Consider the following 26111-nt stretch of genomic DNA (forward strand, 5'->3'; position numbering starts at 1 on the left):
CAGGAGCCGGCGGGCGAGGGCGACGATCTAGTTGTTGCGGGTCGTGAGGTTGTAGACACTCCTGGCCGGTGTTGACCTTCAAGTTGGTTGAAGCTCGACGATGGCTAGGTGCCGAACTCTGAGCTGATGCCAATCGGGGTCTTCGCCCGATGCACCGGGCTGACCGCAAGCGCCTTGCGCTTCTACGCCGACTCCGGGCTGCTTCCTCCTATCGAGGTCGACCCGGTCTCTGGCTATCGCTACTACGGTGCTGACCAGGTGGTACGGGCAACCGCGCTGCGTCAGCTACGTGAGATCGCCATGCCCCTCACTGCTGTCGAAGTGGTCCTCGACGCCGAGCCTGATGAGGCGTCCCGGCTGATCGACGAGCACGTCGCGAAGATCCTTGGGGACGCGGCAGCCGTGCAGCAGAAGGCCGCTTCGATCAAGTCATCGCTCACGGATGTAGCGAGTCTGCTGATTGCCGTACTGAAGGGGCCGGTTCTCGCGGACGCAATCGAGCAGGTCTTGACCGCGACCGCGCGTGAACCGGGTCTGCCGGTGCTCGGTGCCTTGCGCATCGAGGCGACGCAGGAAGCGGTCACGCTGACCGCAACGGACCGTTACCGCCTCGCGACCCGGACCCTGGTTCCGGCCGAATCAGCGGTCACAACCTGGGTCGCCACGGTCGACGGTGACGAGTTGCGGGCCGCGCTCGCGGAGATCCGCCGCAGCGCACTGGTGCGGGTCGAGGCGACGCCGCACGGATTCTGGCTCCGCATGGCAGACCGAGAAGACCAGCACTGCCGGCTGCTGTCAGAGGAGTTCCCCGACTACCGGCTGATGCTCGCTTCGCTTCCCGAGGCCACGACCCGGGTGACGGTCGCAAAAGATCTCCTTCTGCGAACCCTGGAAGCACACCCAGGAGAGCAGATCACGCTGCTGGTAACCCATCACGGCCTGCATGTCCTGGCGACGAAGGCAGAGCCCCCCGACATCCCGCTCACGGCCACCACGATGGGGAAGGACCTTCAAATCTCCTTCGAACTGACCACGCTGTATCCGGCGGTCAGCACCGCCATCGGCCCCGACGTGATGCTCGACCTGCGAGGACCGGACCAGCCCGTCACGATTCGCTCCGCCGACCGCGGCGATCTCACCACCCTGGCCATGCCCATCAAGCCCGACCACTCAGCCTGAGCAAAACCGACGAGGAACAACACCATGATCACTAATCCCACCAGTCCCGACACGACCATGGAAGCCATCAGCCAAGCCGTCATCGAAGGACGAGCGGGCCACATCGCTTCCGCCCGTCAAAAACTTCTGGCCTTGTGGTCCACGATCGGCGTCACCGGCGACCCGCTGCACCGCTGCACGCTCGCGCACTACCTGGCCGACCTTTACGAAGACGCTGCCCAGGCTCTGGCCTGGGACATCCGCGCCCTGGACGCTGCCGACGTCGTCACCGAGCAGCGCGTTCAGCAGCACCACGCCAGTCTTCACATCGCCAGCTTCTATCCATCCTTGCACCTCAACCTCGCTGACAACTACCGCCGCCTCAGCTCCTTCGACGCAGCCACCGAGCACATAACCGCAGCCAGAGAGCACGCCCCCAACCTTCCCCAGGACGCATATGGGGCCTCCCTCCGTACTGCCCTTGATGAGGTGGCAGAGGCCATCTCCCGGCGGGACATCGCCAAACGAGCCTCCGCCCCGGGCCCAACTGCATGACGCACCGGAACGCGCCCCTTACTGTCGAGGGGCGCCGTCGCCTGATCGAGCGCTGCCGGACGAGGCCGATCGCGCACGTCGCAGCCGAGATGGGCATCTCGCGGTCATGCGCGTCGAAGTGGGTCAACCGGCACCGACGTCATGGGGGACCTCGGTTTGGAGGACCGCTCTTCCTCGCCGCACCACCAGCCGACCGCGACAACGCCCGAGGTACTCGAACGGATCGAGATGCTCCGCACACACAAATGGTCAGCAGCCCGGATCGCATTCGAGCTCACCCAAACCGGAGCATCGATCAGCCGCAGAACCGTCAGCAGGCATCTGGCCGAGATCGGCCTGAACCGGCGCCGCTTCATCGACCCCAGCGGTGATGCCAACCGGAAGACGCGCCCCATCCACGCTCGGCGCCCCGGCCACATGATCCACGTTGATGTGAAGAAGGCAGGACGCATCCCCGACGGAGGAGGCTGGCGTGCCCATGGGCGCGGTAGCAACCAGGGCAAAGCCGTGCACCGGCGAAAAGGAAAGACTGAGGTGGCGGCTACGTCTACCTCCACTCGGCAATCGACGGGTACAGCCGGCTCGCCTACACGGAGGCACTGCCGGATGAGAAGGCTGTCACCGCGATCGCCTTCCTCCGCCGCGCCCGTGTCTGGTTCGCAGCACATGGGATCACGCACTTGGAGGCCACCGCCACGCTCCGGCCGGCCATCACCGGTAAAACGGTACCCACCCTTGCGCGTTCGTCGGACAATCTGCCGCATGGTCCTGTCGTCTCCCGTACACCTGTGGCTCCTCCCCAACGCCGCTCTTCTGACCGCACTGTCCGTCTGGGGCATCGTCCGCTATCCGCCTCTGCCGAGCCGGATACCGCAGCACATCGGCACCGATGGGGTGGACACTGGACGAACCGGTCTATCGGTAGCGCCTTCGTCCTCGTATTCGTGCACCTCGGCGTAACTGTTCTGCTCACCGCCTGCGCGGAGCTGACACTGCGGGTCACTCCAAGCGCCGAACTCCCCGACAGCGTTGCGCCCTTCGGCAACGGGCTCGTGATGTCGTCGCTCAACCGGCCCCGCACACGCGCCTCCGCCCTCTGGACCGCCCGGGCGTTGTTGACACTCAACGCCTGCGCGGGCATGTCGCTCCTGATCGGCTGCGCCGTCTTGTGGCGTTCGGCGCCAGAACCAGAAGTATCCGGCTGGCTGTTCACCGCGATGATCGCGCCGATCCTCGCCGGAACTGCTCTGACGGTGGCATCCGCCGTTCGCGACCGCCGAGCACCTGCACACTGAGCTTCAAATAGAGACGGCCCTCCGGGCCCGCCCGCGAACGCAGGACTCCCCGCCGGCAAACCGACGGGGATCCCTCACCTCTCACGCGGTATCACACGTGTCTCACCAACAGCATTGACGCTCCTGGACCACAAGGCTCTGACCTGCGCCTACGCCCCTGACCTGGACCACCTGGACCGCACAAGACGCGATCTACCACCTGTGCCAGGTGGGACCATCAGCTCGGAGCGGTCAACTGCGGCCAATCCAACAGAGCCGCAGCCCTAAGGTCTGCATCAGCCAAGATCCGGACCATTCCCGGAACCGCGGTCCCGACAAAGTCCCCACCGCTGCCATACCCGCAGGTCAGCGAGCTGATTGCGCTGTACTACCAGCAGACGAAGAGCCTGCTGAGCGTACCGGACACCTGGACGGCCGACTCCGCTCAGCGCCTCGAACCCTAAACGCCCCACCGTACTCACGCAGCCAGCAGGGCATCTAACCAGCGACACAGAGCACCTGACGCCCCATCAGGACGAGCGGCAAATGAGCGCCACGAGCGTCATTTCAGCGTCAAGATATCGCCCGTAACGCCCACACCGTACATAATGCGCACGGACAAAACCGCAGCTCAGACGCCCTTCCCCGCCCTCTCCAACACCACAACGCACTCCACATGATGCGTCATCGGAAACAAATCAAACGCCCGCATCCGCCGCGGCACATACCCCGCCTCGGCGAAGTACTTGAGGTCGCGGGCGAGGGCCGCCGGGTCGCAGGCCACGTAGGCGATGCGGCGGGGGGTGAGGGAGGCGAGGTGGGTGACGGTGTTTTTGCCGGCGCCGGCTCGGGGTGGGTCGAGGACGACGAGGTCGACGTCGGTGATGCCGGTGCGGGGCAGGATCTGGTCGACCTTGCCGTGTTCGATGCGGACGCGGTCGAGGTCCTGGAGGTTGTGGCGGGCGTCCTCGACGGCGCGCTTGCCGGATTCGACGCCGAGGACCGCGCCCTTGTCGCCGACGCGTTCGGCGAGGGCACCGGCGAAGAGGCCGACGCCGCAGTAGAGGTCGAGGGCCATGTCGCCCTTCTTGGGCATCAGGCCCTGCATGACGGCCTCGACCAGGAGGTCGGCGGCCTTCGGGTGGACCTGCCAGAAGCCGCCGTTGCCGACGCGCCAGGTGCGGCCGGCGGCCCGTTCGCGGACGAAGGGGCGGCCGTGGACGCGGTGCACGCCGCCGTCCTTCTCGCCCACCCGCATCACCGAGACCGGCTTGTCGAGTTCGACGATCGGGAGGCGGCCGCCGGGGCGCGGGGTGAGGATGACCTGGCGGTCGTGGGAGCCGGTGGCGGCGATCGCCTCGACGGTGGCCATCTGCGGCCATTCGCGCTTCTCGATGCCGAGTTCGGAGACGCCCGGGGCGGCGATCATGCAGTGGGTGACCGGTTCGATGTCGTGCGAGCGGTGCTTGCGCAGGCCGGCGTGGCCGTCGGCGTCCACCGCGTACTGGACGCGGGTGCGCCAGGCCGGGACCTCGCCCTTGGCGACCTTGTCACCGGGGGCGGGCTCGACGGTGCCGTCCCAGCCGGCCGCCTCGGGAGTCAGCCCGGCCAGGCGCATCAGCTGCTCGGCCACGACCTCGCCCTTGAGGCGGCGCTGGGCGCCGGGCTTGGCGTGCTGCCAGTCGCAGCCGCCGCAGCGGCCGGGGCCGGAGAAGGGGCAGGGGGCCTCGACCCGGTCCTTGGAGGGCTCCAGGATCGAGACGGCGTCGGTGCGCAGGAAGCGGGCGCCCTCCTCGCCGTCGGTGACGCGGGCGATGACGCGCTCGCCGGGGAGCGCGTGCCGTACGAAGAGGACCTGGCCCTCGGCGGTACGGGCGATGCAGTGACCGCCGTGCGCGACCGGGCCGACCTCGACCTCGTACTCCTCGCCGACCAGCGACTTCTTGGGTTCTGCCTGCATGGCGGGAGGGCTCCTGAGGTGGGGTGGTGCCGGGGCGGTACGGCGGGATGCCGACCGTCAAGTCTACGTGCCGGGGTGTGGTGCCCCGGCCCGGCGGAGGGGGGTCCGGCGGCCCGTACGGTGCCCTGGCCGGCCAGGCGGCAGCCGGCGGGCGGGCGACGACCGACCGGCCCGGCGCCGGCGGCCGGGATGGCGATCGCCGCGTCGGCCGAGCCGCCGGGCCCCGACGGGCACCGGCCAGACGGGCCCGGCTGCGACCAGCCGACCGGCCCGGCGCCTACCGGCCCCGCCGTCGCCCCTCTACTTTTTCGTCCCCGTCTTCTCCTTCTTCGGCTGGGCCACCGGCCCGCGCCGGACCGCGCCCGGGGCGTTCCACTCGGCGCGCTTGCGGGCGCGCTGTTTGGCGGCCTCGGAGGAGTCCAGCTGCCAGGGGACGGAGGTGACCATGACGCCGGGGGTGAAGAGGAGGCGGCCCTTGAGGCGGAGGGCGGACTGGTTGTGGAGGAGGTGTTCGTACCAGTGGCCGACGACGTACTCGGGGATGTAGACGGAGACGGCGTCGCGCGGGCTCTTCCGGCGGAGGGACTTCACGTAGTCGATGATCGGCCGGGTGATCTCGCGGTACGGGGAGGCCAGGACCTTCAGCGGCACCTCGATGCCGCGGCGTTCCCACTCCTCCCGCAGGGCCCTGGTGTCGGCCTGGTCCACGTCCACGCTGACCGCTTCGAGGCTGTCGGAGCGCATCAGCTTGGCGTAGTTCAGGGCGCGCAGGGTGGGCTTGTGCACCTTGGAGACCAGGACGAGGGAGTGCACCCGGGAGGGGCGGACCACGTCGTCGTCGGGGGTGTCCTCGGCGGCGATCTCGTCGGCGACCCGGTCGTAGTGGCGGCGGATCGCGGACATCGTCACGAAGAAGATGACCATGCCGAGCAGGGCGACCCAGGCGCCGTGGGTGAACTTGGTCAGGAGGACGACGACGAGGACGAGCCCGGTGAAGAAGGCACCGAAGGTGTTGATCGCGCGGGAGCGGTGCATACGGCGGCGCTTGGCCGGGTCCTTCTCGGTCAGCAGATGGCGGTTCCAGTGACGGACCATGCCGGTCTGGCTGAGCGTGAAGGAGACGAAGACGCCGACGATGTAGAGCTGGATGAGGCGGGTGGAGTCCGCGCCGTAGAGGTAGACCAGGATCGCGGCGGCGCCGGCCAGCAGGACGATGCCGTTGGAGAACGCCAGGCGGTCACCGCGGGTGTGCAGCTGGCGCGGCAGATAGCGGTCCTGGGCGAGGATCGAGCCGAGCAGCGGGAAGCCGTTGTAGGCGGTGTTGGCGGCGAGGAACAGCACCAGCGCGGTGGCGGCGGCCAGGATGACGAAGAGCAGGCTGCCCTTGCCGAAGACCGCCTCGGCGACCTGCGAGATGACCGGGTTCTGGGTGTAGCCGGAGCCGATCGGCTTGCCGTGGAGGAGCAGGTCGGTGGCCGGGTTCTCGGCCATCCTGACGTCGGTGGCCATGGCCAGGCCGATGATGCCGCAGAACATGGTGACGGCCAGGCCGCCCATGAGGGCCAGGGTGGTCGCGGCGTTCTTGGACTTCGGCTTGCGGAAGGCCGGGACACCGTTGGAGATCGCCTCGACACCGGTGAGCGCGGCACAGCCGGAGGAGAAGGCGCGCAGCATCAGGAAGATCAGGGCGAAGCCGGCCAGGCCGCCCTGTTCGGCGTGGATGGTGTAGTCGGCGGTGGGGGCCTTCATGGTGTCGCCCATGACGACGCCGCGGAACACACCCCAGGCGATCATGATGAAGACGCCGGCCACGAAGACGTAGGTCGGGATCGCGAAGAGCTTGCCCGATTCCTTGACGCCGCGCAGGTTCATCAGGGTCAGCAGCACGATGATGCCGACCGCGCACAGGGTCTTGTGCTCGACGAAGAAGGGGATCGCGGAGCCCAGGTTCTCCACTCCGGAGGAGATGGAGACCGCGACCGTCAGCACATAGTCGACGAGCAGCGCGCTGGCGACGGTGAGACCGGCCTTGGGACCGAGGTTGGTGTTGGCGACCTCGTAGTCGCCGCCACCGCTCGGGTAGGCGTGCACGTTCTGCCGGTACGACGCGACGACGGTGAACATCAGCACCACGACCGCGACCGCGATCCAGGGGCTGAAGCTGTACGCAGACACACCCGCGATGGACAGGACGAGCAGGACCTCGCCCGGCGCGTAGGCCACGGAGGACAGCGGGTCGGACGCGAAGACGGGGAGTGCGATGCGCTTGGGAAGCAGGGTCTCCCCGAGCTTGTCGCTGCGCAGTGCGCGCCCGATCAAGATCCGTTTGGGCACGTCGGTCAGTTTGGACACGGAGAGGATGCTAAGCCTTCGTCAACGTCCGCGCCCACCCGCTCCCCGCGCCGTCTGCGGCGAGGAGGAGCGGGGCGGGGTGGCCGAGGCACGTCCGGCCTGATGAGGGGCGCAAAATGGGGCGCGTCTCCACAGAATCCCCACGTCGCGTGCACCTCGGGGCCGCGACAGGACCGCGCCGGGGCCTTTCCGCGACCCGTCAGGGCAGCGATAGGGCCACGTCAGGACGCCTTCGTGGCATTCGTCACGGTAGTGCGGAAGCCGGCCTTCCGTCACCGGGGGCGACGGCGGGATCACCGTGGGGTAACGGTCGGGCCATGCGGTGTCCCCCCGCCGTTCACCCTCACCCCTGCCGCCCCCTGCTCTGCCCCGACACCGCCGTCGGCCGGTTCCGGGCGTGCAGGTCGCCCAGGCCCTGGCGGGTGGCGACCAGCAGCACCCGGTCCTGGGGCCGGAGGACGTAGCCGTCGCCGAGTTCGTGCACGAGGTGCGCGGGCCGGCGCTCCTCGGCAGGCGGTGGGGTGGTGGCGGCGCCCGCGGGGTCCGGCTCGGGGTCGTCGGGGGCGGAGATGTCGACCGCCAGGACCCGCAGCCGGCCCGGCCGGAGGACCTCGCCGACCGTACGGCCCTCCAGCGCGGCATGGCCCCGTACGTCGACCCGGGCGATCAGCAGCACCCGGCGCTCGACGGGAATGGCCCCGAGGATCTGGCGGCCCATCATCGCGCCGGCGAAGGCGGGCGCGGCCAGGTAGGTGACACTGCGGCTGCGGGTCAGCGCACCCGGGTGGGCGGCGCGCAGGGTGCGGTAGACGGCGGTGGCGAAGCGGTCGTCGAAGAGCCGCAGCGTCACGCGTAGCCGGGGGCTGACCGAGCGGGCGTAGAGGGTGGCCTCCAGGTTGGTGGTGTCCTCGCTGGTCAGGGCGAGCAGGGTGGCCGCGCGCTCGATCATCGCGGCTTCCAGGACGCCTTCCTGGGTGACGTCCCCCAGGACGGTCGGCACCCGCAGCCGGCGGGCCAGGGCGATGCCCCGCGCCTCCGGGTCACCCTCGATGCACACCACGGGGATGCCCATCTCGTGCAGCCGCATCAGGACCCGGGTGCCGACCTTGCCGAGGCCCAGCAGCACCACATGGCCGGACAGCCCGCGGGGCGGACGGCGCAGCGCCGAGGCGCTGCGGAAGGTGCCGAGCCCCTCGAACGCCGCGGCGACCAGCACCGGCAGCAGCAACAGCCCGGTCAGTCCGGACAGCAGTTGCAGCACCTTGCGGGGCGCCGGGTCATTGATCGCCGGCTCGTTGATCGCGAAGAGGTCCAGCAGCGAGAGGTAGACGGCGTGCACCGGGTCCTCGCCCATGGTCAGGGAGGACGCCACGGCCAGTGCCAGTACCGCGCCGACGACCCCGGCCAGGGACCAGCGCAGCCGCCGGGAGAAGAGGGACGTGAGCGGGGCGCCCCGGCCACGGAGCCAGCGGCGGCGTACCGGCCGGCCCGTATAGGAGACGGTCTCCAGGACGACGGTCCCGCAGCCGGCGGCGGCCGCGGTCGTGGCATCGTCCGGCAGCATGACGGGCCCCTCGTCACCGTCCGACGAACCGGCCGCGCCCGCCGGGCCGTTGGTGGACGGATCGTTGGCGGACGGGGACAGCAGCGCCAGGGTGCACAGCCCGGGGCCGCCGGGCCGGCCGGGCGGCACCGGCGCGCGCTCCGCGGCCCGCAGCAGCAGCCCGTCCGCCTCGATGACCCTGCTGGTACCGGCGACCGCGGCGCCCGCCAGCGCGGGGGCCACGGTGTCGGCGTCGGACAGCACCGTCGTGGACGCGTCGACGCTCTCGATGTCCCCGCCGTCCTCGGCTCCCACGGCGGCGACCGCCGCCGCCTGGTCGAGCAACTCCTCCAGGTGCTGGCCGAGTTTGCGGTTGTAGAGCCGGATGACCAGCCGCAGCCGGGGGTTGAGCCGGCGGGCGCGCAGCGCGGCGTGGATGTTGAGCTCATCGTCGTCGTAGACCAGCGCCAGCGCGCCCGCCCCGGCGATACCGGCGTCGCTCAGCGCGGCGTCGTCCGGTCGCGCCGCCTCCAGGATCCGTAACGTCTCCTCCGGCGGCTCCGCCGCGTCCCCGGGCGCCTCGGACGACAGCGGTGAGGGGCGCGTCATCGCCGCCGACATCCGGCCCAGCAGTGCGCCGGCCCGGCCCAGCGCGTTGGCAGGCGGCGGAATACGGGGGCGGTGCGGCTCCCTGGCGGAGGGGACGACGAGCGTCACCCGTTCGCCGTAGACGTCCCGGAGTTCGGCGGCCAGCCGGTGGGCCAGCGCATCGTCGCCGCAGACCACCATGTGCGAGGTGAGAGAGCCCTGTTGGGGCTGGAGAGGCAGGTTGGGCACACCTCGTAGCGTGCCCTACCGGCCCGGTCCGGCGCAGCCCGGCACGAGGGGGCCGCGCACCGGAGGTGCGGAACCGCGTCGGACCGCCGCGTACCGCGCCCCCTACAGGAACCGCCATTACGGCTACGGTTGTACCGGACCAACGGTGCGCCCGGCGCCGCCGCCGACGCACCCGGTCCTGTCGCGAGCCGTGGCTTCGTGTCGCCGGTACTGGGAGAAGAAAGTAGTGAGCAGGGTGTTTGTGCAGGTCAGCGCGCTAGTACAGGGCACGGGGTAATCAGCATGCACATCGTCATCATGGGGTGCGGGCGGGTCGGCTCCGCGCTCGCGCAGACCCTGGAGAGCCAGGGTCACACCATCGCGGTGGTCGACCAGGACCCGACCGCGTTCCGCCGCCTGGGCTCGTCCTTCGGCGGCCGCCGGGTGACCGGTGTCGGCTTCGACCAGGACACCCTGCGCGAGGCCGGCATCGAGGAGGCGGGCGCCTTCGCGGCCGTCTCCAGCGGTGACAACTCGAACATCATCGCCGCCCGGGTGGCCCGTGAGATGTTCGGCGTCGAGAACGTCGCGGCCCGTATCTACGACCCGCGCCGCGCCGAGGTCTACCAGCGCCTGGGCATTCCCACCGTCGCCACCGTCCGCTGGACGGCCGACCAGATGCTGCGCCGGCTGCTGCCGTCGGGCGCCGAGCCGCTGTGGCGGGACCCCAGCGGCGGCGTCCAGCTCGCCGAGGTGCACACCGCCGCCTCCTGGGTCGGGCACAAGATCAGCACCCTCCAGGAGGAGACCGGCGTCCGCGTCGCGTTCCTCACCCGGCTGGGCGAGGCGATGCTGCCGACGTCGCAGACGGTGCTGCAGGAAGGCGACCTGGTGCACGTGATGATGCGCACCGACGAGGTCGAAAAGGTCGAAGCGGCATTCGCCACGGGTCCTGAGGGGGCGCACGCATGAGGGTCGCGATTGCAGGCGCGGGCGCCGTGGGCCGCTCGATCGCCGGCGAGCTCCTGGAAAACGGTCACGAGATCCTGCTCATCGACAAGGCACCGACCGCCATCTCGGTCGAGCGGGTGCCGCTGGCGGAGTGGCTGCTGGCCGACGCCTGTGAGATCACCTCGCTCGACGAGGCGGCGCTGCAGCGCTGCAACGTGGTCATCGCGGCGACCGGCGACGACAAGGTCAACCTCGTCGTCTCGCTGCTCGCCAAGACCGAGTACGGCGTGCCGCGGGTGGTCGCGCGGGTCAACAACCCCAAGAACGAGTGGCTGTTCAACGAGTCCTGGGGCGTGGATGTCGCGGTCTCGACGCCGCGTCTGATGTCGGCGCTGGTCGAGGAGGCGGTGAGCGTCGGCGATCTCGTACGGCTGCTGCGCTTCAGCCACGGTGACGCCAACCTCGTCGAGCTGACACTGCCGCCGGAGGCCGCGCTGGCCGGTACCCGGGTCGGCGATGTCGAATGGCCCGAGGACACCTCCCTGGTCACGATCATCCGCGGAACGCGGGTGCTCACGCCCAACAAGGAGGACGCGCTGGAGGCCGGCGACGAGCTGCTGTTCGTGGCGGCGCAGTCGCGCGAGGAGCAGCTGGAGGACCTGCTGTCGGTGCGGCGCGAGGACGCATAGCGCCGGCCGGAGGCCATACGCGCCGGGGCCCGGGAACCAAGTGGTTCCCGGGCCCCGGTGTTTCGCTGTGCGCGGCCGTGTCAGCGGCGGTGCCGGCCGCTCTGCGAGCGGTCGGCCGGAGGCTCGGCCGCGGCCTCCTGTACGAGGTCTCCGCCGAGGCCGTCGACGACCCGGGCCGGCATCTCGCGCTCGGCGCGGCGCCGCTCCTCGGCCTCCTCCTCGGCCTTCTCCTTCGCCTCCATCTCCGCGAAGACATCGATCGGCGCCGGTGCCTTCGCCAGGAAGACCCAGGTGAGATAGACGGCCAGCAGGAACGGCGGGATCTTCAGAGCGACCAGCACCCAGCCGAGCTGGGTGGTGTCCGCCCACCAGTACAGCGGGAAGAGGATCGCGCACTTGGCCAGCAGGATCAGCCCCCAGGCCCAGCTGGCCTTCGCATAGGCCTTCTTCCGGCCCGGGTTGCGGGTGCGCCAGGAGAGGTTCTCCTTGAACACCGGTCCCAGCATCAGCCCGATCAGCGGGACGCCCGCGAGCGTGGTGAGGATGTAGGCGAAGGCCAGCCCGAGGGTGTAGAGCATGCCCGGCAGATAGAAGTCCTTGGCGTTGCCGGTCATCATGGCGAAGACCACGCCGAAGGCCACCCCGAGGACTCCGCTGAAGGCGTGCTTGACGGTGTCCTTGCGGACCAGGCGGAAGACGCCCAGCACCAGCGAGACGGCCAGCGCGGCGATCGCCGAGACGTGCAGGTCCTTGTTGATCGTGAAGATCGTGACGAACAGCAGGCCGGGGACCACGGTCTCCACCATGCCGCGGACCCCGCCGAACGCCTCGAACAGCGCCGCCTCGGTCACCTGCCTGCCGTCGGGTGCTCCTTCGGCGCCCTGACCGGGCGAGGCGGGTGCGGGGCCTGCGGAGGCGTCGTGATCGGCCTGCGCGTCAGTGGTCGGTCGGTCGTAAGACGTCACCGGCTACTCCTGTCCGAGCGGTCGGAGTTCGTACTTCGGATTGAAGAGCACCCGGCGTCCGTGGCTCAGGGAGACCCGGCCCGAGGCGATGAGCTTGCGGCCCGGCTCGATCCCGGCGATGGAGCGGCGGCCGAGCCACACCACGTCCAGCGCGGCGGAGCCGTCGAACAGCTCCGCCTCCAGCGCGGGGACACCGGCGCGGGGCCGCAGCGTGACATGCCGCAGGGTGCCGGTGACCTTCACTATCTGCCGGTCGTCACAGTCGCAGATACGGGTGCATCCCGCGTCCTGCGCGTCCTGTTGCAGCTCGGCGGACTGCAACTCCTCCTCGGAGGAGGACAGCCTGTCGAGCAGCCGGCGGAAACGACCTGCCGGCTTCTCGGATCGGGTCCCAGCACTCATGGGGCCAGCGTACCGGTGGCCAGGTCCCGGGATACGGCCCGCACGCGCAGTTCGTCACCGGCGCACAAAGCCGCGTCCGGGCGCCCGTGCACTACTGCTCGAACCGGTAGCCCATCCCCGGCTCCGTGATGAAGTGCTTCGGATGCGAGGGGTCGCGCTCCAGCTTGCGGCGGAGCTGCGCCATGTACACCCGCAGATAGTTGGTCTCGGTGCCGTACGACGGGCCCCAGACCTCCTGGAGCAGCTGCTTCTGGCTGACCAGCCGGCCCGCGTTGCGGACCAGGACCTCCAGCAGATGCCACTCGGTGGGGGTCAGCCGGATGTCCCGGCCGTCGCGGTTGACCTTCTTCGCCGCGAGATCGACGGAGAAACCTTCCGTCTCCACGATCACCTCGTCGTCGGCCGGCCCGGTCGGCTCGGCCCGGCGCACCGCCGCCCGCAGCCGGGCCAGCAGCTCGTCCATGCCGAACGGCTTGGTGACGTAGTCGTCCGCGCCGGCGTCCAGCGCCTCCACCTTCTCGTCGGAGGTCTGCCGGGCGGAGAGCACCAGGATCGGCACCCTCGTCCAGCCCCGCAGCCCCTTGATCACCTCTACCCCGTCCATGTCGGGCAGGCCGAGGTCGAGGACGATGACATCGGGGTGGCGGGCGGCGGCGAGTCTGAGGGCGGTGGCCCCGTCGGGGGCGGCGTCCACCTCGTACTTGCGCGCCTTCAGGTTGATCACGAGGGCGCGGACGATCTGCGGCTCGTCATCGACCACAAGCACCCGGTTCACTGGCGTTCTCCTCGTGGTGTCGTCGCCCGGCGGGCCGGGCCGGCCGGGCGTGGGGTGGGGGTCCGTGCGGCCCGGCTCATGTGGTGGCCCGGGCCGGAAGGCCGGGTCTGGCCGGCGGGTGGCCGGGCGCGGCCCGGAGGGTCAGGACCATGGTCATGCCGCCTCCGGGGGTGTCCTCGGCGGCGAGCGTGCCGCCCATCGCCTCGGCGAAGCCGCGCGCCACCGCCAGCCCCAGCCCGACCCCGGCACCGCGCGGTGCGTCACCATAGCGCTGGAAGGGCTCGAAGATCCGGTCCTTGGCGCTGTCCGGCACCCCCGGGCCACGGTCAGCGATGCGCAGCTCCACCCGGTCACCGAGCGCGCTGGCCGAGACCAGCACCGTCACACCGTCCGGGCTGTACTTCACGGCGTTCTCGACGAGATTGGCGACCGCGCGTTCCAGCAGCCCCGGATCGACGGCGACGATCGGCAGCTCCTCGGGGATGTCGAGGGTGACGCTGCCCTCCGGCACCCCGCCGAGCGCCATCGGCACCACTTCGTCGAGATCGATCTCCCGGATCAGCGGGGTGACCGTGCCGGTCTGGAGCCGTGACATGTCCAGCAGATTGCCGACGAGATGATCCAGCCGGTCGGCGCCCGCCTCGATACCGGCCAGCAGCTCCGCCTCGTCCTCCGGGGACCAGGCGACGTCGTCGGAGCGCAGGGAGGTGACGGAGGCCTTGATGCCCGCCAGCGGGGTCCGCAGGTCATGGCTGACGGCCGCCAGCAGCGCCGTCCTGATGCGGTTGCCCTCGGCCAGCTCCCGGGCCCGCTCCGCCTCGCCCACCAGCCGCTGCCGGTCCAGGACGACGGCGGCCTGGGCGGCGAACGCGGCCAGCACCCGGCGGTCCTCGGCGGGCAGCACCCGGCCGGTCAGCGCCAGCGCCATGTGGTCACCCACCGGCATGTCGACATCGGCGTCCTCGGGGCGCAGCAGCGGCCGGCCGCGGTCCGTACCGGCCCGGCCCGCGCAGGTCCACGGCTCCACGTCGCCGGCCCGCTCCAGCAGTGCCACGGTCTCCATCCCGAAGGTCTCGCGCACCCGCTCCAGCAGCGCGTCCAGGGTCGTCTCCCCGCGCAGCACACTGCCCGCGAGGAAGGACAGGATCTCCGACTCCGCGCGCAGCCTCGCGGCCTGGTGGGTGCGGCGGGCGGCGAGATCCACCACGGAGGCGACGGAGACGGCCACCGCGAAGAAGATCACGATGGCGACGAGGTTCTCCGGATCGCTGACCGTGAGGGTGTGGGTGGGCGGTGTGAAGTAGAAGTTCAGCAGCAGCGAGCCGACCGCGGCCGACGCCAGCGCCGGCAGCTGCCCGCCGAGCAGCGCGGCGAGGACCGTCAGGAAGAGGAAGAGCAGCACGTCGTTGGCCAGGCCGGGGCCGTTCTCAAGACCGGTCAGCAGCAGCGACAGCAGCACGGGGCCGACGACGCCGACGAGCCAGCCGGCGATGATCCGGGCCCGCCCCAGCCGCGCACCGCGCGCCACCGGCAGCCCCCGGCCCTTGGCGACCTCGTCATGGGTGACGATGTGCACATCGAGATCGGGCCCGGAGTCGCGGGCGACGGTCGCACCCACCCCCGGCCCGAAGACGTACTGCCAGGCCTTGCGGCGACTGGAGCCCAGCACGATCTGGGTGGCGTTGACGCCCCGTGCGAACTCCAGCAGCGCGCTCGGTATGTCGTCGCCGATGACGTGATGAAACGTCCCGCCGAGGTCCTCCACCAGGGTGCGCTGGACGGCGAGTTCTTTGGGCGAGGCCGAGGTCAGCCCGTCGCTGCGGGCTATGTAGACGGCGAGCACCTCGCTGCCCGAGCCCTTGGCCGCCATCCGGGCCGCGCGACGGATCAGTGTGCGCCCCTCCGGCCCGCCGGTCAGTCCGACGACGATGCGCTCGCGCGCCTGCCAGGTGGAGCGGATCGAATGCTCCGCGCGGTACTCCTGCAGATACTCGTCCACCCGGTCGGCGACCCACAGCAGCGCCAGCTCGCGCAGCGCCGTGAGGTTGCCCGGCCGGAAGTAGTTGGACAGGGCGGCGTCCACCTTGTCGGGCTGGTAGATGTTGCCGTGCGCCATACGGCGGCGGATCGCCTGTGGCGACATGTCGACCAGTTCGATCTGATCGGCCCGGCGGACGACCTCGTCCGGCACGGTCTCGCGCTGCCGCACACCCGTTATGGACTCGACGACGTCGCCGAGCGACTCCAGATGCTGGATGTTCACCGTGGAGATCACGTCGATCCCGGCTTCCAGCAGCTCCTCGATGTCCTGCCAGCGCTTGCCGTTGCGCGAACCGGGGACATTGGTGTGGGCCAGCTCGTCGACCAGCGCCACGGCCGGCCTGCGTTCCAGGACCGCGTCCACGTCCATTTCGGTGAACACCGTGCCGCGGTACGCCAGCTCGCGGCGCTGGATCTGCTCCAGCCCGTGCAGCATGACCTCGGTACGGGACCTGCCGTGATGCTCGACGAACGCCACGACGGCGTCCGTCCCCCGCTCCACGCGCCGGTGCGCCTCGGACAGCATCGCGTACGTCTTGCCGACGCCCGGTGCCGCACCGAGATAGATCCGAAGCTTGCCGCGTGCCATGGCCCCATTGTCTTACGTGAAGGCCGCCCCCACCGGGCTGGACCTGCTGCGACCCTACCGACGCGACAAGGAGGCAAAGGGGGCATTTGACCACTGGGGGCTTGGTTTTGACGGGACTCTGATACGGGGAGGGCGTGGGGGCTCCGGGAGGGCGGCGGGTGGAAGAGGAGCGGACCGTGGCCGGAAAAATGTCGTCGCCGGGCCACCGGCCGACTGCGACGATGCCTCACATGACCGAGGCACATCTGACGACGCCCCGCTTGACCGACGTACGCATCGCCCACACCGCCGACCTGGACGCCACCACCCTCAAGGCGGCCCGCGCCCTCCTCTACGACGTCTTCGATGACATGACCGCGGAGGACTGGGAGCACGCGCTCGGCGGGCTGCACGCCCTGATCCACGAGGACGGTGAACTGATCGGGCATGCGAGCGTCGTCCAGCGCCGCCTGCTGCACGGCGGCCGGGCACTGCGCTGCGGATACGTGGAGGGCGTCGGCGTACGCGCGGACCGGCGCGGCCGCGGGCACGGCGCGGCGCTGATGGACGCCCTGGAGCGGGTGGTGCACAGCGGCTATGACCTCGGCGCGCTCGGCGCCGCCGACGAGGCCGCGACCTTCTACGCGGCCCGTGGCTGGCAGCGGTGGCGCGGCCGCTCCTGGGCGCTCACCCCGGACGGCATCCAGCGCACCGCCGACGAGGACGGCTGCATCTACGTCCTGCCGGCCGCGGCCACCCCGCTCGACCTCGACGCCGACCTCACCTGCGACTGGCGCGACGGCGACGTTTGGTGACATGGGGGCACGGGGGTAGCGGGGGCGGCCGCCCGGGGACGGCAGCCCCAGGCGGGACCCTCCCCCCTCCCCGGCCCTCAGCCCTTCCCCGCCCCCTCAACCACCCCGCGCAAAGCGACATTCAGCTCCAGAACGTTCACCCGGGGCTCCCCCATGAACCCGAGGATGCGCCCGTCGGTGTGTTCCCTGACCAGCTTCTCCACCGTCCCGACGGGGAGATGGTTCCGCCGGGCGACCGTGGCGGTCTGCAGTCGGGCGTACGCCGGGGAGATGTCCGGGTCGAGGCCGGAACCGGAGGAGGTGGCGGCGTCGGCGGGGACCTTCGACTCGGGGACGCCGTAGGTGGTGGAGACCCAGTGCTTGCGCTCCTTCACCGCCTTGATGAGGTCGGTGTTGGTGGCGCCCAGGTTGGAGGCGCCGGAGACCTGCAGGTCGTACTGGGTATTGACGCCGTTGGCCCGGTTGCTGCCCAGCCCCGCCGAGGGGCGCGGCTGGAAGTAGCGCAGGTCGGGGACCGGATTGCCGTCCTTGTCCGCACCCTTGTCGTAGCGCTGGCCGATCAGCGACGAGCCGACGACCTTGCCGTCGGCCGTCACCTCGGAGCCGTTGGCCTGAGAGGGGAACGCCGCCTGCGCCACCCCGGTGACCGCCAGCGGGTAGAGGACGCCGCAGACCACGGTCAGCACGAGCAGGGCGCGCAGGCCCGCCCCGGTCAACCGGGCGGTGTTGCGTACGGAGTTGTTCACGGCGGTCACCCGATTCCGGGGAGGAGCGAGAGGAGCAGGTCGATGAGTTTGATGCCGATGAAGGGGGCGATCAGACCGCCGAGTCCGTAGACCGCCAGGTTGCGTCGCAGCATCTTGTCGGCGCTGACGGGTCGGTACTGGACTCCTTTGAGGGCGAGCGGTACGAGCGCGACGATGATCAGCGCGTTGAAGATGATCGCCGAGAGGATCGCGGAGTTCGGGCTCGACAGCCGCATGATGTTGAGGGTGTCCAGGCCCGGGTAGGCCACCGCGAACATCGCCGGGATGATCGCGAAGTACTTGGCGACGTCGTTGGCGATGGAGAAGGTCGTCAGCGCGCCCCGGGTGATCAGCAGTTGCTTGCCGATCTCGACGATCTCGATGAGCTTGGTCGGGTTGGAGTCCAGGTCCACCATGTTCCCGGCCTCCTTGGCGGCCGAGGTCCCGGTGTTCATCGCGACGCCGACATCCGCCTGGGCCAGCGCGGGCGCGTCGTTGGTGCCGTCGCCGGTCATCGCGACCAGCTTGCCGCCGGCCTGTTCGCGCTTGATGAGCGCCATCTTGTCCTCGGGCGTGGCCTCCGCGAGGAAGTCGTCCACGCCCGCCTCGTCGGCGATGGCCTTGGCCGTCAGCGGGTTGTCACCCGTGATCATGACGGTCTTGATGCCCATCTTCCGCAGCTCGACGAAGCGTTCGCGCATGCCCTCCTTGACGACGTCCTTGAGGTGGATGACTCCCAGGACACGGGGGCCGCGCTCATCCTCCAGGGCGACCAGCAGCGGGGTGCCGCCGGCCTGCGAGATCGCGTCGGTGAGCTGCTGGGCGTCCTCGGCGACCGTGCCGCCGCGCTCCTTGACCCAAGCGATGACCGAACCCGTCGCGCCCTTGCGGACCTTGCGGTGCCGGCCGTCCTCGGTGACGTCCACACCCGACATCCGGGTCTGCGCGGTGAACGGCACCCACTCGGCGTCCGTCAGCTCGCCCTGATGCCGCTCACGCAGTCCGTACCTCTCCTTGGCGAGGACGACGATGGAGCGGCCCTCGGGGGTCTCGTCGGCCAGTGACGACAGCTGGGCGGCGTCCGCGACCTCGGCCTCCGTCGTCCCGCGTACGGGCACGAACTCGGCGGCCTGGCGGTTGCCGAGGGTGATGGTGCCGGTCTTGTCGAGCAGCAATGTCGATACATCGCCTGCGGCTTCGACGGCGCGGCCGGACATCGCCAGGACGTTGCGCTGCACCAGCCGGTCCATCCCGGCGATGCCGATGGCCGACAGCAGCGCGCCGATCGTCGTCGGGATCAGACAGACCAGCAGGGCGAGCAGCACGATCATGGGCTGTTCGGCGCCGGCGTAGATCGCGAACGGCTGGAGGGTGACCACCGCCAGCAGGAAGACGATGGTGAGCGACGCGAGCAGGATGTTCAGCGCGATCTCGTTGGGGGTCTTCTGCCGTGCGGCGCCCTCGACGAGGTTGATCATCCGGTCGATGAAGGTCTCGCCGGGCCTTGTGGTGATCTTGATGACGATGCGGTCGGAGAGCACCTTGGTGCCACCGGTGACGGCCGAGCGGTCACCTCCCGACTCCCGGATGACCGGGGCCGATTCACCGGTGATCGCCGACTCGTCGACCGATGCGACGCCTTCGACGACATCGCCGTCACCGGGGATGACATCACCGGCCTCGCAGACCACGAGGTCGCCGATGCGGAGTTCGGTACCGGGGACCTGCTCCTCGCTCCCGCCGGTGAGCCGGCGCGCCACGGTGTCGGTCTTGGCCTTGCGCAGAGTGTCGGCCTGCGCCTTGCCGCGTCCCTCGGCGACCGCCTCCGCCAGGTTGGCGAAGAGCACGGTCAGCCACAGCCAGACGGCGATCGCCCAGCCGAACCAGTCCGAGGGGGAGGTGAGGGCAAAGACGGTGGTCAGGACCGAGCCGACCTCGACCACGAACATCACCGGGGACTTGACCATGACCCGCGGGTCGAGCTTGCGTATCGCGTCCGGGAAGGATGTGACCAGCTGCCTGGGGTCGAAGAGACCGCCGCCCACACGGCCGTCGCCGGGCTGGTGCCCGCTGGGGACGTCCTGGTGCGGGGCGCGCGTCGGAGTGGCTGTCGAACTGGGGACCATGGAGCCGGGCTCCTCCGGTTTCACAGGGGTGGTCATGACAGGCCCTCCGCCAGCGGCCCGAGGGCCAGCGCCGGGAAGTAGGTCAGACCGGTGATGATCAGGATCGTGCCGACGAGCAGCCCCGCGAAGAGCGGCTTTTCGGTACGCAGGGTGCCCGCGGTCTCCGGGACCGGCTGCTGCTCGGCGAGCGAGCCGGCCAGGGCGAGCACGAACACCATCGGCAGGAAGCGGCCGAGCAGCATCGCCAGCCCGATCGTGGTGTTGTACCAGGGCGTGTCGGCGTTGAGGCCGCCGAAGGCGGAGCCGTTGTTGTTGGCGCCGGAGGTGAAGGCGTACAACACCTCGGAGAAACCGTGCGAACCGGCGCCCAGCGCCTTGGTGTTGAGCATCGAGCCCAGCGCGTCCGGCAGCACCATCGAGGCGGCGGTGAAGCCGAGCACCAAGGTCGGGGTGACCAGGATGTAGCAGGCGGCGAGCTTGATCTCGCGGGTGCCGATCTTCTTGCCGAGGTACTCGGGTGTCCGGCCCACCATCAGGCCGGCGATGAACACCGCGATGATCGCCATCACGAGCATGCCGTAGAGGCCGGAGCCCACTCCACCCGGTGCGATCTCGCCGAGCATCATGCCGAGCAGCTGGATGCCGCCGCCGAAGGCCGTGAAGGAGGAGTGGAAGGAGTCGACCGCGCCGGTGGAGGTGAGGGTGGTGGCCACCGAGAAGATCGCGGAGCCGCCGACACCGAAGCGGGTCTCCTTGCCCTCCATGGCGGCGCCCGCGGCCTGCAGGGCCGGCCCGCCGTGCGCGAACTCGGTCCACATCATCAGGGCGGTGAGGCCGAGCCAGATGACGCCCATCGTGGCGAGGATCGCGTAGCCCTGCTTCACGTTCCCGACGAGCCTGCCGAAGGTGCGGGTCAGCGCGAAGGGAATGACGAGGATCAGGAAGACCTCGAAGAGGTTGGTGAAGGCGTCGGGGTTCTCGAAGGGGTGGGCCGAGTTGGCGTTGAAGTAGCCGCCCCCGTTGGTGCCCAGCAGCTTGATGACCTCCTGGGAGGCGACCGCTCCGCCGTTGCTCTGCCGGTAGCCGCCCATGAACTGGCCGACCGCGTGGATGCCGGAGAAGTTCTGGACGGCGCCGCAGGCGACCAGGACGAGAGCGCCGAGCACGGCGATCGGGACGAGCACCCGCACGGTGCCGCGGACCAGGTCGGCCCAGAAGTTGCCGAGTTCGCCGGCGCGGACCAGGGTGCCGCCCGTGCCGTCGGGGGCGGGCGTCCGGCGGTGGGCGAAGCCGCGGACGAGGGCGATGGCGACGGCCATGCCGGTGGCGGCGGAGACGAAGTTCTGCACCGCGAGGCCGGCGGTCTGGACGACGTGGCCCATGGCCTGCTCGCCGCTGTAGGACTGCCAGTTGGTGTTGGCGACGAAGGAGGCCGCGGTGTTGAACGCCTGGTCCGGACTGATCGACGCGAAGCCGAGGGACAGCGGCAGCCCGCCCTGGAGGCGCTGCAGGAGGTAGAGGAGCAGCACGCCCGCCGCGGAGAACGCCAAAACGCTGCGCAGGTAGGCCGGCCAGCGCATCCGGACGTCCGCGTCGGCGCCGATGCAGCGGTAGATGACCTTCTCGATGCGAAGGTGCTTCGGGGAGCTGTAGACGGCGGCCAGGTGGTCGCCGAGGGGACGGTAGGCCAGGGCCAGCGCCGCGACGAGCGCGGTCAGCTGGAGCACACCGGCGAGAACGGGGCTCATCTGGCCCGCCGCGGCAGCAGCAGTGGACACCTCAGAACCTCTCCGGGAAGACGAGGGCGAGGACCAGATAGCCGAGCAGGGCGACGGCCACGATCAGGCCGACGACGTTTTCGACGGTCACAGCTTCGCCACCCCCTTGGCGACGAGAGCCACCAGCGCGAAGACCGCGAGCGTGACGACGACGAAGGCCACGTCGGCCATCGTGTGCTCCTAGAGGACGGGCGGACAGGACCCCTAGAGCAAAGCGCTCCTCCCGCCCCGTGTGACCGCCGTTGACGCCTCCCTTACGGCCATTAGCGCCCCATTGACGGTTCTCTTACGCAGCCGCACCTGACCTGCACAAACGGAAGGGCCCGCACCCCCGATCGGGGAGTACGGGCCCGTGAGACCGTCGTGATCCGGCCGTCGCCGGGCGCCTTCCCGCCGCCCGGCCGCCGGATGTGTCAGCGGATCTCGGTGATCTCCGGTCCGCGCTCCAGACGCTCCACACCGCCACCGAAACGCGACTGCTCGACCGGCTCCTGCTGCACACCGTCCGGCACCATCTGGGCGTCGTCCGGCAGCTTCAGGACGATCGGGTCGCGGGGCGCCATCGGGGCCTCGCCGCGGATGATCACGGTGTCCCGGAAGATGTGCTCCAGCACGCCCGCGGCCTGCGGCTGCACCGCACCCTGACCGGAGATCACACCGCGCAGGAACCACCGCGGACCGTCGACGCCGATGAAGCGCACGACCTGCACACCGTTGGTGCCGTCCGGCAGCTGTACGGGTACCTGGGCGCGCAGCTCCCAGCCCAGCGGGCCCTCGACCTCGTCGATGACCCCGCCCTGCTGGGTGATGCCGGCGGCGATCTCCTCGCGGACCTCGCCCCAGATCCCCTCGTTCTTGGGGGCGGCGAAGGCCTGCAGCTGTACGGCGCTGTCCTGCAGCACCACGGTCGCGGCGACGATGGCGTCCCCGGCGACCTCCACCCGGAGCTCCATGCCCTCGACACCGGGCACGAACAGCCCGCCGAGGTCCACCCGGCCCTCGCCGGGCTCGGAGACCTCCGACGCGTCCCAGGGACCGTCGGGACGCGGCGCGGGCGGAAGGCTGAGCCGCTGTTCCGCCTCGTCCTCGTCGGCGTCGCTCACCGCGCGCTCGTCGTCGAGCGTGGTGTCCATCGCCGGCTCTTCAGGAGCCTCGTTCTTCTTGCGACGTCCGAACACGTCACTGTCCTTCCCGGTCGGCACCGACCGATGCGTATTCATTCCCGCCCGTGGAGCCGCCCACCGCCGCATGACCGCCGGTGGAACCGAATCCCCCCTCGGCCCGCGCCGAGCCGGGAAGTTCCGCCACCTCGTGGAAGCGCACCTTCTCGACCTGCTGGACGACCAGTTGGGCGATCCGGTCGAATCGTTCGAACCGCACGCTCTCGCGCGGGTCCAGATTGACCACGATCACCTTGATCTCTCCACGGTACCCGGCATCGACCGTCCCGGGGGCATTCACCAGCGCCAGTCCGCACCGCGCGGCCAGCCCGGACCGCGGGTGCACGAACGCCGCGTAGCCGTCGGGCAGCGCGATCGACACCCCGGTGGGCAGCACGGCGCGCTCCCCCGGCGCCAGCTCGGCGGCCTCGGTGGTCACCAGATCGACGCCCGCGTCGCCGGGATGCCCGTACGACGGCACGGGCACGTCCGGGTCCAGCCGGCGCAGCAGCACATCCACCGGATTCCGTACCTGACTCACGGGTTCACCTCGAAGGCACGCGCTCGCTTGGCCTGGTCCGGGTCGGCCATCGCCGCCTGGATCTCCTCGGGCCTGCCGTTGTCGATGAAGTGGTCGACCTTCACCTCGATGAAGACGGCTTCGGCGCGCACCGCGACCGGGCCGTCCGGACCGCCTATACGTCCCACGGCCGTCGAGTAGATCTTTCTGCCGTGCACGGCGGTGACCCGCGCGTCCAGGTACAGCACGGTGCCCAGCGGGACCGGCCGGACGAAGTCGGTCTCCAGCCGGCCGGTCACCGCGATCACCCGCAGCAGCCAGTTCAGCGAGCCGAGCGTCTCGTCCAGCGCGGTGGCCAGCACACCGCCGTGCGCCAGACCGGGCGCGCCCTGGTGGGCCTCCTTGACGGTGAACTCGGCGGTCACGCTCACGCCGTCACCGGCCCGCGCCTCCAGGTGCAGACCGTGCGGCTGGCCGTTGCCGCAGCCGAAGCACCGGTCGTAGTGCGCGCCGAGGAGTTCTCCGGGCACCGGCGCCTCGGCATGCCGGACCGGAGCGACGGCGTCCGTCGGTGGCGTCAGCCGCGGCAGCTCCGCCCTCGTTCTGTCAGTTCCACTCACGAGTGCAGACCCTACCCGCGCGCGTAACGGGCCCGCGCCGCCGTGCCAAGCTGGAGCCATGCAGTCGTACGAAGAACGTCTCACCGTGCCCCGGTCCTGGTGGGTGATCGCCGCGCTGACCGGCGTCGCCTGCGCGCTGATGCTGCTGCCCGTGGGGACGCTGCCGATGCTCGGCGGGCTGATCGGCGGCGGGGCGCTGGCCGCGGTGGCGGTGAGCTCGTACGGCTCGGCGCGGATCCGGGTGGTGGGCGGTGCGCTGATCGCCGGCGACGCGAAGATCCCGGCGACGGCGTTGGGCGAGGCCCGGGCGCTGGACGCGGAGGAGGCGCTGGCGTGGCGGACGCACAAGGCCGATGCCCGTGCGTTCATGCTGCTGCGCAGCTATATCGGCACCGCGGTGCGGGTGGAGATCACCGATCCGCAGGACCCGACGCCGTACGTCTATCTCTCGACGCGGGAGCCGGAGCGTCTGGTGGCGGCACTGACGGCCGTCCGCTCCTGATCCCCGGCGGGCCGGGATTCCGCGTCAGCCGCCCGCCGGGCCGGCCGGGCCGGAGTCGGGGAGGGTGTCCCAGGGGACCTGCTTCGTGCGCAGGTCCTTGCGGATCTTCTCGGCGAGTTTCCGGGTGTCCCTGCGGTTCATGAACGCGCCGACGGAGGCGCCGATCATGAACGGGATGAGGTTCGGGAGGTTTCGCAGCGTGCGCTTCATGATCTGCTGGCGGAGTTCGCGCCGCATCTGCACACCGAGGGCGAAGTTCAGCGAGGCCGGTTTGGTGACGTCGATGCCCCGCTCCTCCGTCCAGGAGGTCAGGTAGGCCATCCCCCGGTGCCGGAAATTGCCCGCGGGCCGGAGGCCGTAGACCTCGTGGAGCTCGGCGATCAGCTTGATCTCGATCGTGGCGACGCCGGTGATCTCGGCGGCCAGCTCGGCCGGCATGGCGGGCGGTACGGGCAGCATGGCTGCCGCGCCGACGCCCGCTCCGACGGTGGCGGTGCCCCCGCAGGCACCCGCGACGAGCTTGTCGGCCAGGTCCTCGGGGGTCAGTCCGGGGAACTGGGCGCGCAGGGTGGCCAGGTCACGGACCGGGATGCGCGGGGCGATGTCGATGATCCGGTCGGCGATCACGGCGATCCCCGCCCGCACCCTGCCGCCGCCTCTTCCGGCACCGCGGCCGATCATGGCCGCGAGCGAGGCCGTGCGGCCTCGCTCCTTAGTTGCACCGGTCGTCCGCTCCGCGGGGAGGGCGGTCGGGTCGGCGGGCACGGGCGCGGTTTCCTCGCGTGATCGTGCGCCGGCCGCCGGGCCTTCGGCGCCCTGGGGTCCCTTACGGAACGGGTTCACGCCTGTCACGGCGTCGGCCGGACTCAGGCCGCGCAGTCGCGGCAGATCGGCTGCCCGTTCTTGTCCTCCGCGGCCAGCTGGCTGCGGTGGTGGACCAGGAAGCAGCTCATGCACGTGAACTCGTCCTGCTGCTTGGGCAGCACACGCACGGCCAGCTCTTCGTTGGACAGGTCCGCGCCCGGCAGCTCCAGGCCCTCGGCCTGCTCGAACTCGTCGACGTCGACGGCCGAGGCGGACTTGTCGTTCCGCCGCGACTTCAGCTCCTCGATGCTGTCCTCGTTGAGGTCGTCATCGGTCTTGCGTGGGGTGTCGTAATCCGTAGCCATTTTCGCTCTCCCCCTCTGGGTGTCTGCGGTGTCTCAGCGCTCGTAACGCGTGAGAGGCCGGACTTGTGCCCGACCTGAGGCGGAGATTTTGCCTCACATCAAGGTCTGTTACTCAATCGACACCCAACCGCACCCCTGAAGAGGTGATCGGTTTGGATGGCGATCAGGACCGTACACGGTCCGAATGTCGCACCTCGCGCAGCCCACCACCTGTACTTCCCGTGATCTCACCCCCCGGAAACCCGGACTTCCCCGGCATTCCGACGGGAATTTTGATCACGGAGAGTAGATGGCCGGAATCTCGCGCCTGTGAGGGATCACACACGCAATGACCCGCAGGTGGACCGGTTCAATTCCGCGCAAAGCGAACTCGGCGAAGGATCCACGCCCACCCCCCTTTTCGTCAAACCGGGAGGCGAGGCGGTGTACGGCCACGAGACGGGCGATCGTACGCACAGATGTCCGGTGACCGCCCGCGGGGGCGCACAGGGGCTCCAGCGGGCGTACAACCGGCCTCTGGCCTGCGTCAGAGCGGCAGGACGACCCTCATCACCAGGCCACCGCCCTCACGGGGCTGCGCCGTGATCGTGCCGTCATGCGCCCGCACCACCGACCGCACGATCGACA

At 70.3% G+C, this 26111-nt stretch carries 23 protein-coding genes and 1 pseudogene; 8 read left to right on the top strand and 16 right to left on the bottom strand.

The annotated features are described in order from the left end of the window. The first annotated feature begins 108 nt into the window (after positions 1-108). The 4 genes and pseudogenes from ACFW5B_RS12195 to ACFW5B_RS12210 all read left to right on the top strand — a co-directional run bounded on the left by ACFW5B_RS12195 (position 109) and on the right by ACFW5B_RS12210 (position 3008). Positions 109-1179, top strand: coding sequence for a MerR family transcriptional regulator (locus ACFW5B_RS12195; protein WP_386437241.1), 1071 nt, complete (start codon positions 109-111; stop codon positions 1177-1179). A 24-nt stretch (positions 1180-1203) separates the two neighbouring features. Beyond that, positions 1204-1713, top strand: a complete 510-nt coding sequence (locus ACFW5B_RS12200; protein WP_386437244.1) for a hypothetical protein — start codon at positions 1204-1206, stop codon at positions 1711-1713. Beyond that, a pseudogene (locus ACFW5B_RS12205) lies at positions 1710-2411 on the top strand (helix-turn-helix domain-containing protein); the annotation flags it as partial. The gene ACFW5B_RS12200 and the pseudogene ACFW5B_RS12205, both read left to right, overlap by 4 nt. Before the next feature lie 246 nt (positions 2412-2657). Beyond that, positions 2658-3008, top strand: coding sequence for a hypothetical protein (locus ACFW5B_RS12210; protein ID WP_386437305.1), 351 nt, complete (start codon positions 2658-2660; stop codon positions 3006-3008). A gap of 610 nt (positions 3009-3618) precedes the next feature. Here the strand turns inward: ACFW5B_RS12210 and ACFW5B_RS12215 are convergent. From ACFW5B_RS12215 to ACFW5B_RS12225, 3 genes are all read right to left on the bottom strand, one after another. Continuing rightward, entirely contained in the window at positions 3619-4947 is a 1329-nt protein-coding gene (locus tag ACFW5B_RS12215) for a class I SAM-dependent RNA methyltransferase (RefSeq protein ID WP_386437247.1), read from the bottom strand. A gap of 300 nt (positions 4948-5247) precedes the next feature. Next, positions 5248-7299, bottom strand: a complete 2052-nt coding sequence (locus tag ACFW5B_RS12220; RefSeq protein ID WP_386437250.1) for an APC family permease — start codon at positions 7297-7299, stop codon at positions 5248-5250. Between the two features lie 343 nt (positions 7300-7642). Next, complete coding sequence (locus tag ACFW5B_RS12225) at positions 7643-9631, bottom strand: potassium channel family protein (RefSeq protein WP_386437299.1); 1989 nt, start codon at positions 9629-9631, stop codon at positions 7643-7645. A 330-nt stretch (positions 9632-9961) separates the two neighbouring features. Here ACFW5B_RS12225 and ACFW5B_RS12230 point away from each other — a divergent pair, with 330 nt between their 5' ends. Together ACFW5B_RS12230 and ACFW5B_RS12235 are read left to right on the top strand one after the other, a co-directional pair. Beyond that, positions 9962-10630, top strand: a complete 669-nt coding sequence (locus ACFW5B_RS12230; RefSeq protein WP_018093582.1) for a TrkA family potassium uptake protein — start codon at positions 9962-9964, stop codon at positions 10628-10630. Further along, positions 10627-11298, top strand: a complete 672-nt coding sequence (locus ACFW5B_RS12235) for a TrkA family potassium uptake protein (protein ID WP_030088864.1) — start codon at positions 10627-10629, stop codon at positions 11296-11298. The genes ACFW5B_RS12230 and ACFW5B_RS12235 overlap by 4 nt, the downstream gene beginning before the upstream one ends. 80 nt (positions 11299-11378) lie before the next feature. Here the strand turns inward: ACFW5B_RS12235 and ACFW5B_RS12240 are convergent, their stop codons facing one another. From ACFW5B_RS12240 to ACFW5B_RS12255, 4 genes are all read right to left on the bottom strand, one after another. After that, positions 11379-12263, bottom strand: coding sequence for a DUF3159 domain-containing protein (locus ACFW5B_RS12240; RefSeq protein ID WP_386437255.1), 885 nt, complete (start codon positions 12261-12263; stop codon positions 11379-11381). Between the two features lie 3 nt (positions 12264-12266). Beyond that, complete coding sequence (locus tag ACFW5B_RS12245; RefSeq protein WP_042159737.1) at positions 12267-12665, bottom strand: OB-fold nucleic acid binding domain-containing protein; 399 nt, start codon at positions 12663-12665, stop codon at positions 12267-12269. Positions 12666-12756: 91 nt separating this feature from the next. Beyond that, the gene (locus ACFW5B_RS12250) at positions 12757-13440 is read right to left on the bottom strand and encodes a response regulator (protein WP_386437259.1); all 684 of its coding nucleotides are present in this window, start codon (positions 13438-13440) and stop codon (positions 12757-12759) included. A gap of 76 nt (positions 13441-13516) precedes the next feature. Beyond that, complete coding sequence (locus tag ACFW5B_RS12255) at positions 13517-16069, bottom strand: ATP-binding protein (protein WP_386437261.1); 2553 nt, start codon at positions 16067-16069, stop codon at positions 13517-13519. Positions 16070-16290: 221 nt separating this feature from the next. On the opposite strand from ACFW5B_RS12255, the gene ACFW5B_RS12260 reads away from it, so the two are divergent. Then, positions 16291-16863 carry a GNAT family N-acetyltransferase gene (locus tag ACFW5B_RS12260; RefSeq protein ID WP_386437263.1) on the top strand — a complete coding sequence of 191 codons (573 nt, stop codon included), beginning with the start codon at positions 16291-16293 and terminating at the stop codon, positions 16861-16863. A gap of 77 nt (positions 16864-16940) precedes the next feature. Here the strand turns inward: ACFW5B_RS12260 and kdpC are convergent, their stop codons facing one another. The 7 genes from kdpC to ACFW5B_RS12295 all read right to left on the bottom strand — a co-directional run bounded on the left by kdpC (position 16941) and on the right by ACFW5B_RS12295 (position 23813). Continuing rightward, the gene (gene kdpC / locus ACFW5B_RS12265; protein WP_386437265.1) at positions 16941-17618 is read right to left on the bottom strand and encodes a potassium-transporting ATPase subunit KdpC; all 678 of its coding nucleotides are present in this window, start codon (positions 17616-17618) and stop codon (positions 16941-16943) included. Next, positions 17615-19771 carry a potassium-transporting ATPase subunit KdpB gene (gene kdpB / locus ACFW5B_RS12270; protein WP_386437268.1) on the bottom strand — a complete coding sequence of 719 codons (2157 nt, stop codon included), beginning with the start codon at positions 19769-19771 and terminating at the stop codon, positions 17615-17617. Before kdpB ends, kdpC begins: the two co-directional genes overlap by 4 nt. After that, a complete protein-coding gene (gene kdpA, locus ACFW5B_RS12275) occupies positions 19768-21483 on the bottom strand; it encodes a potassium-transporting ATPase subunit KdpA (RefSeq protein ID WP_386437302.1) in 1716 nt (571 codons plus the stop codon). Before kdpA ends, kdpB begins: the two co-directional genes overlap by 4 nt. A gap of 31 nt (positions 21484-21514) precedes the next feature. Beyond that, positions 21515-21604, bottom strand: coding sequence for a K(+)-transporting ATPase subunit F (gene kdpF, locus ACFW5B_RS12280; RefSeq protein ID WP_073760453.1), 90 nt, complete (start codon positions 21602-21604; stop codon positions 21515-21517). A gap of 322 nt (positions 21605-21926) precedes the next feature. Then, positions 21927-22691: a DUF3710 domain-containing protein gene (locus ACFW5B_RS12285; protein WP_386437272.1), complete on the bottom strand. Its 765-nt coding sequence runs from the start codon at positions 22689-22691 to the stop codon at positions 21927-21929. Position 22692: 1 nt separating this feature from the next. After that, on the bottom strand, positions 22693-23214 hold the full coding sequence (dut, locus tag ACFW5B_RS12290; protein WP_128506666.1) for a dUTP diphosphatase: 522 nt from the start codon (positions 23212-23214) through the stop codon (positions 22693-22695). Further along, positions 23211-23813 (bottom strand): PaaI family thioesterase, encoded by a 603-nt coding sequence (locus ACFW5B_RS12295; protein WP_386437275.1) that lies wholly within the window; start codon positions 23811-23813, stop codon positions 23211-23213. The genes dut and ACFW5B_RS12295 overlap by 4 nt, the downstream gene beginning before the upstream one ends. A 58-nt stretch (positions 23814-23871) precedes the next feature. Here ACFW5B_RS12295 and ACFW5B_RS12300 point away from each other — a divergent pair, with 58 nt between their 5' ends. Continuing rightward, positions 23872-24315 (top strand): DUF3093 domain-containing protein, encoded by a 444-nt coding sequence (locus ACFW5B_RS12300; protein WP_386437278.1) that lies wholly within the window; start codon positions 23872-23874, stop codon positions 24313-24315. 24 nt (positions 24316-24339) lie between these two features. On the opposite strand, the gene ACFW5B_RS12305 is transcribed toward ACFW5B_RS12300, so the two are convergent. After that, positions 24340-25167, bottom strand: a complete 828-nt coding sequence (locus ACFW5B_RS12305; RefSeq protein ID WP_386437281.1) for a hypothetical protein — start codon at positions 25165-25167, stop codon at positions 24340-24342. A 14-nt stretch (positions 25168-25181) separates the two neighbouring features. Next, complete coding sequence (locus tag ACFW5B_RS12310; RefSeq protein ID WP_003982531.1) at positions 25182-25484, bottom strand: DUF4193 domain-containing protein; 303 nt, start codon at positions 25482-25484, stop codon at positions 25182-25184. Between the last annotated feature and the right edge of the window lie 627 nt (positions 25485-26111).

The organism is Streptomyces sp. NPDC058773, assembly GCF_042746015.1.
In the GTDB taxonomy this organism is placed as follows: Bacteria; Actinomycetota; Actinomycetes; order Streptomycetales; family Streptomycetaceae; genus Streptomyces.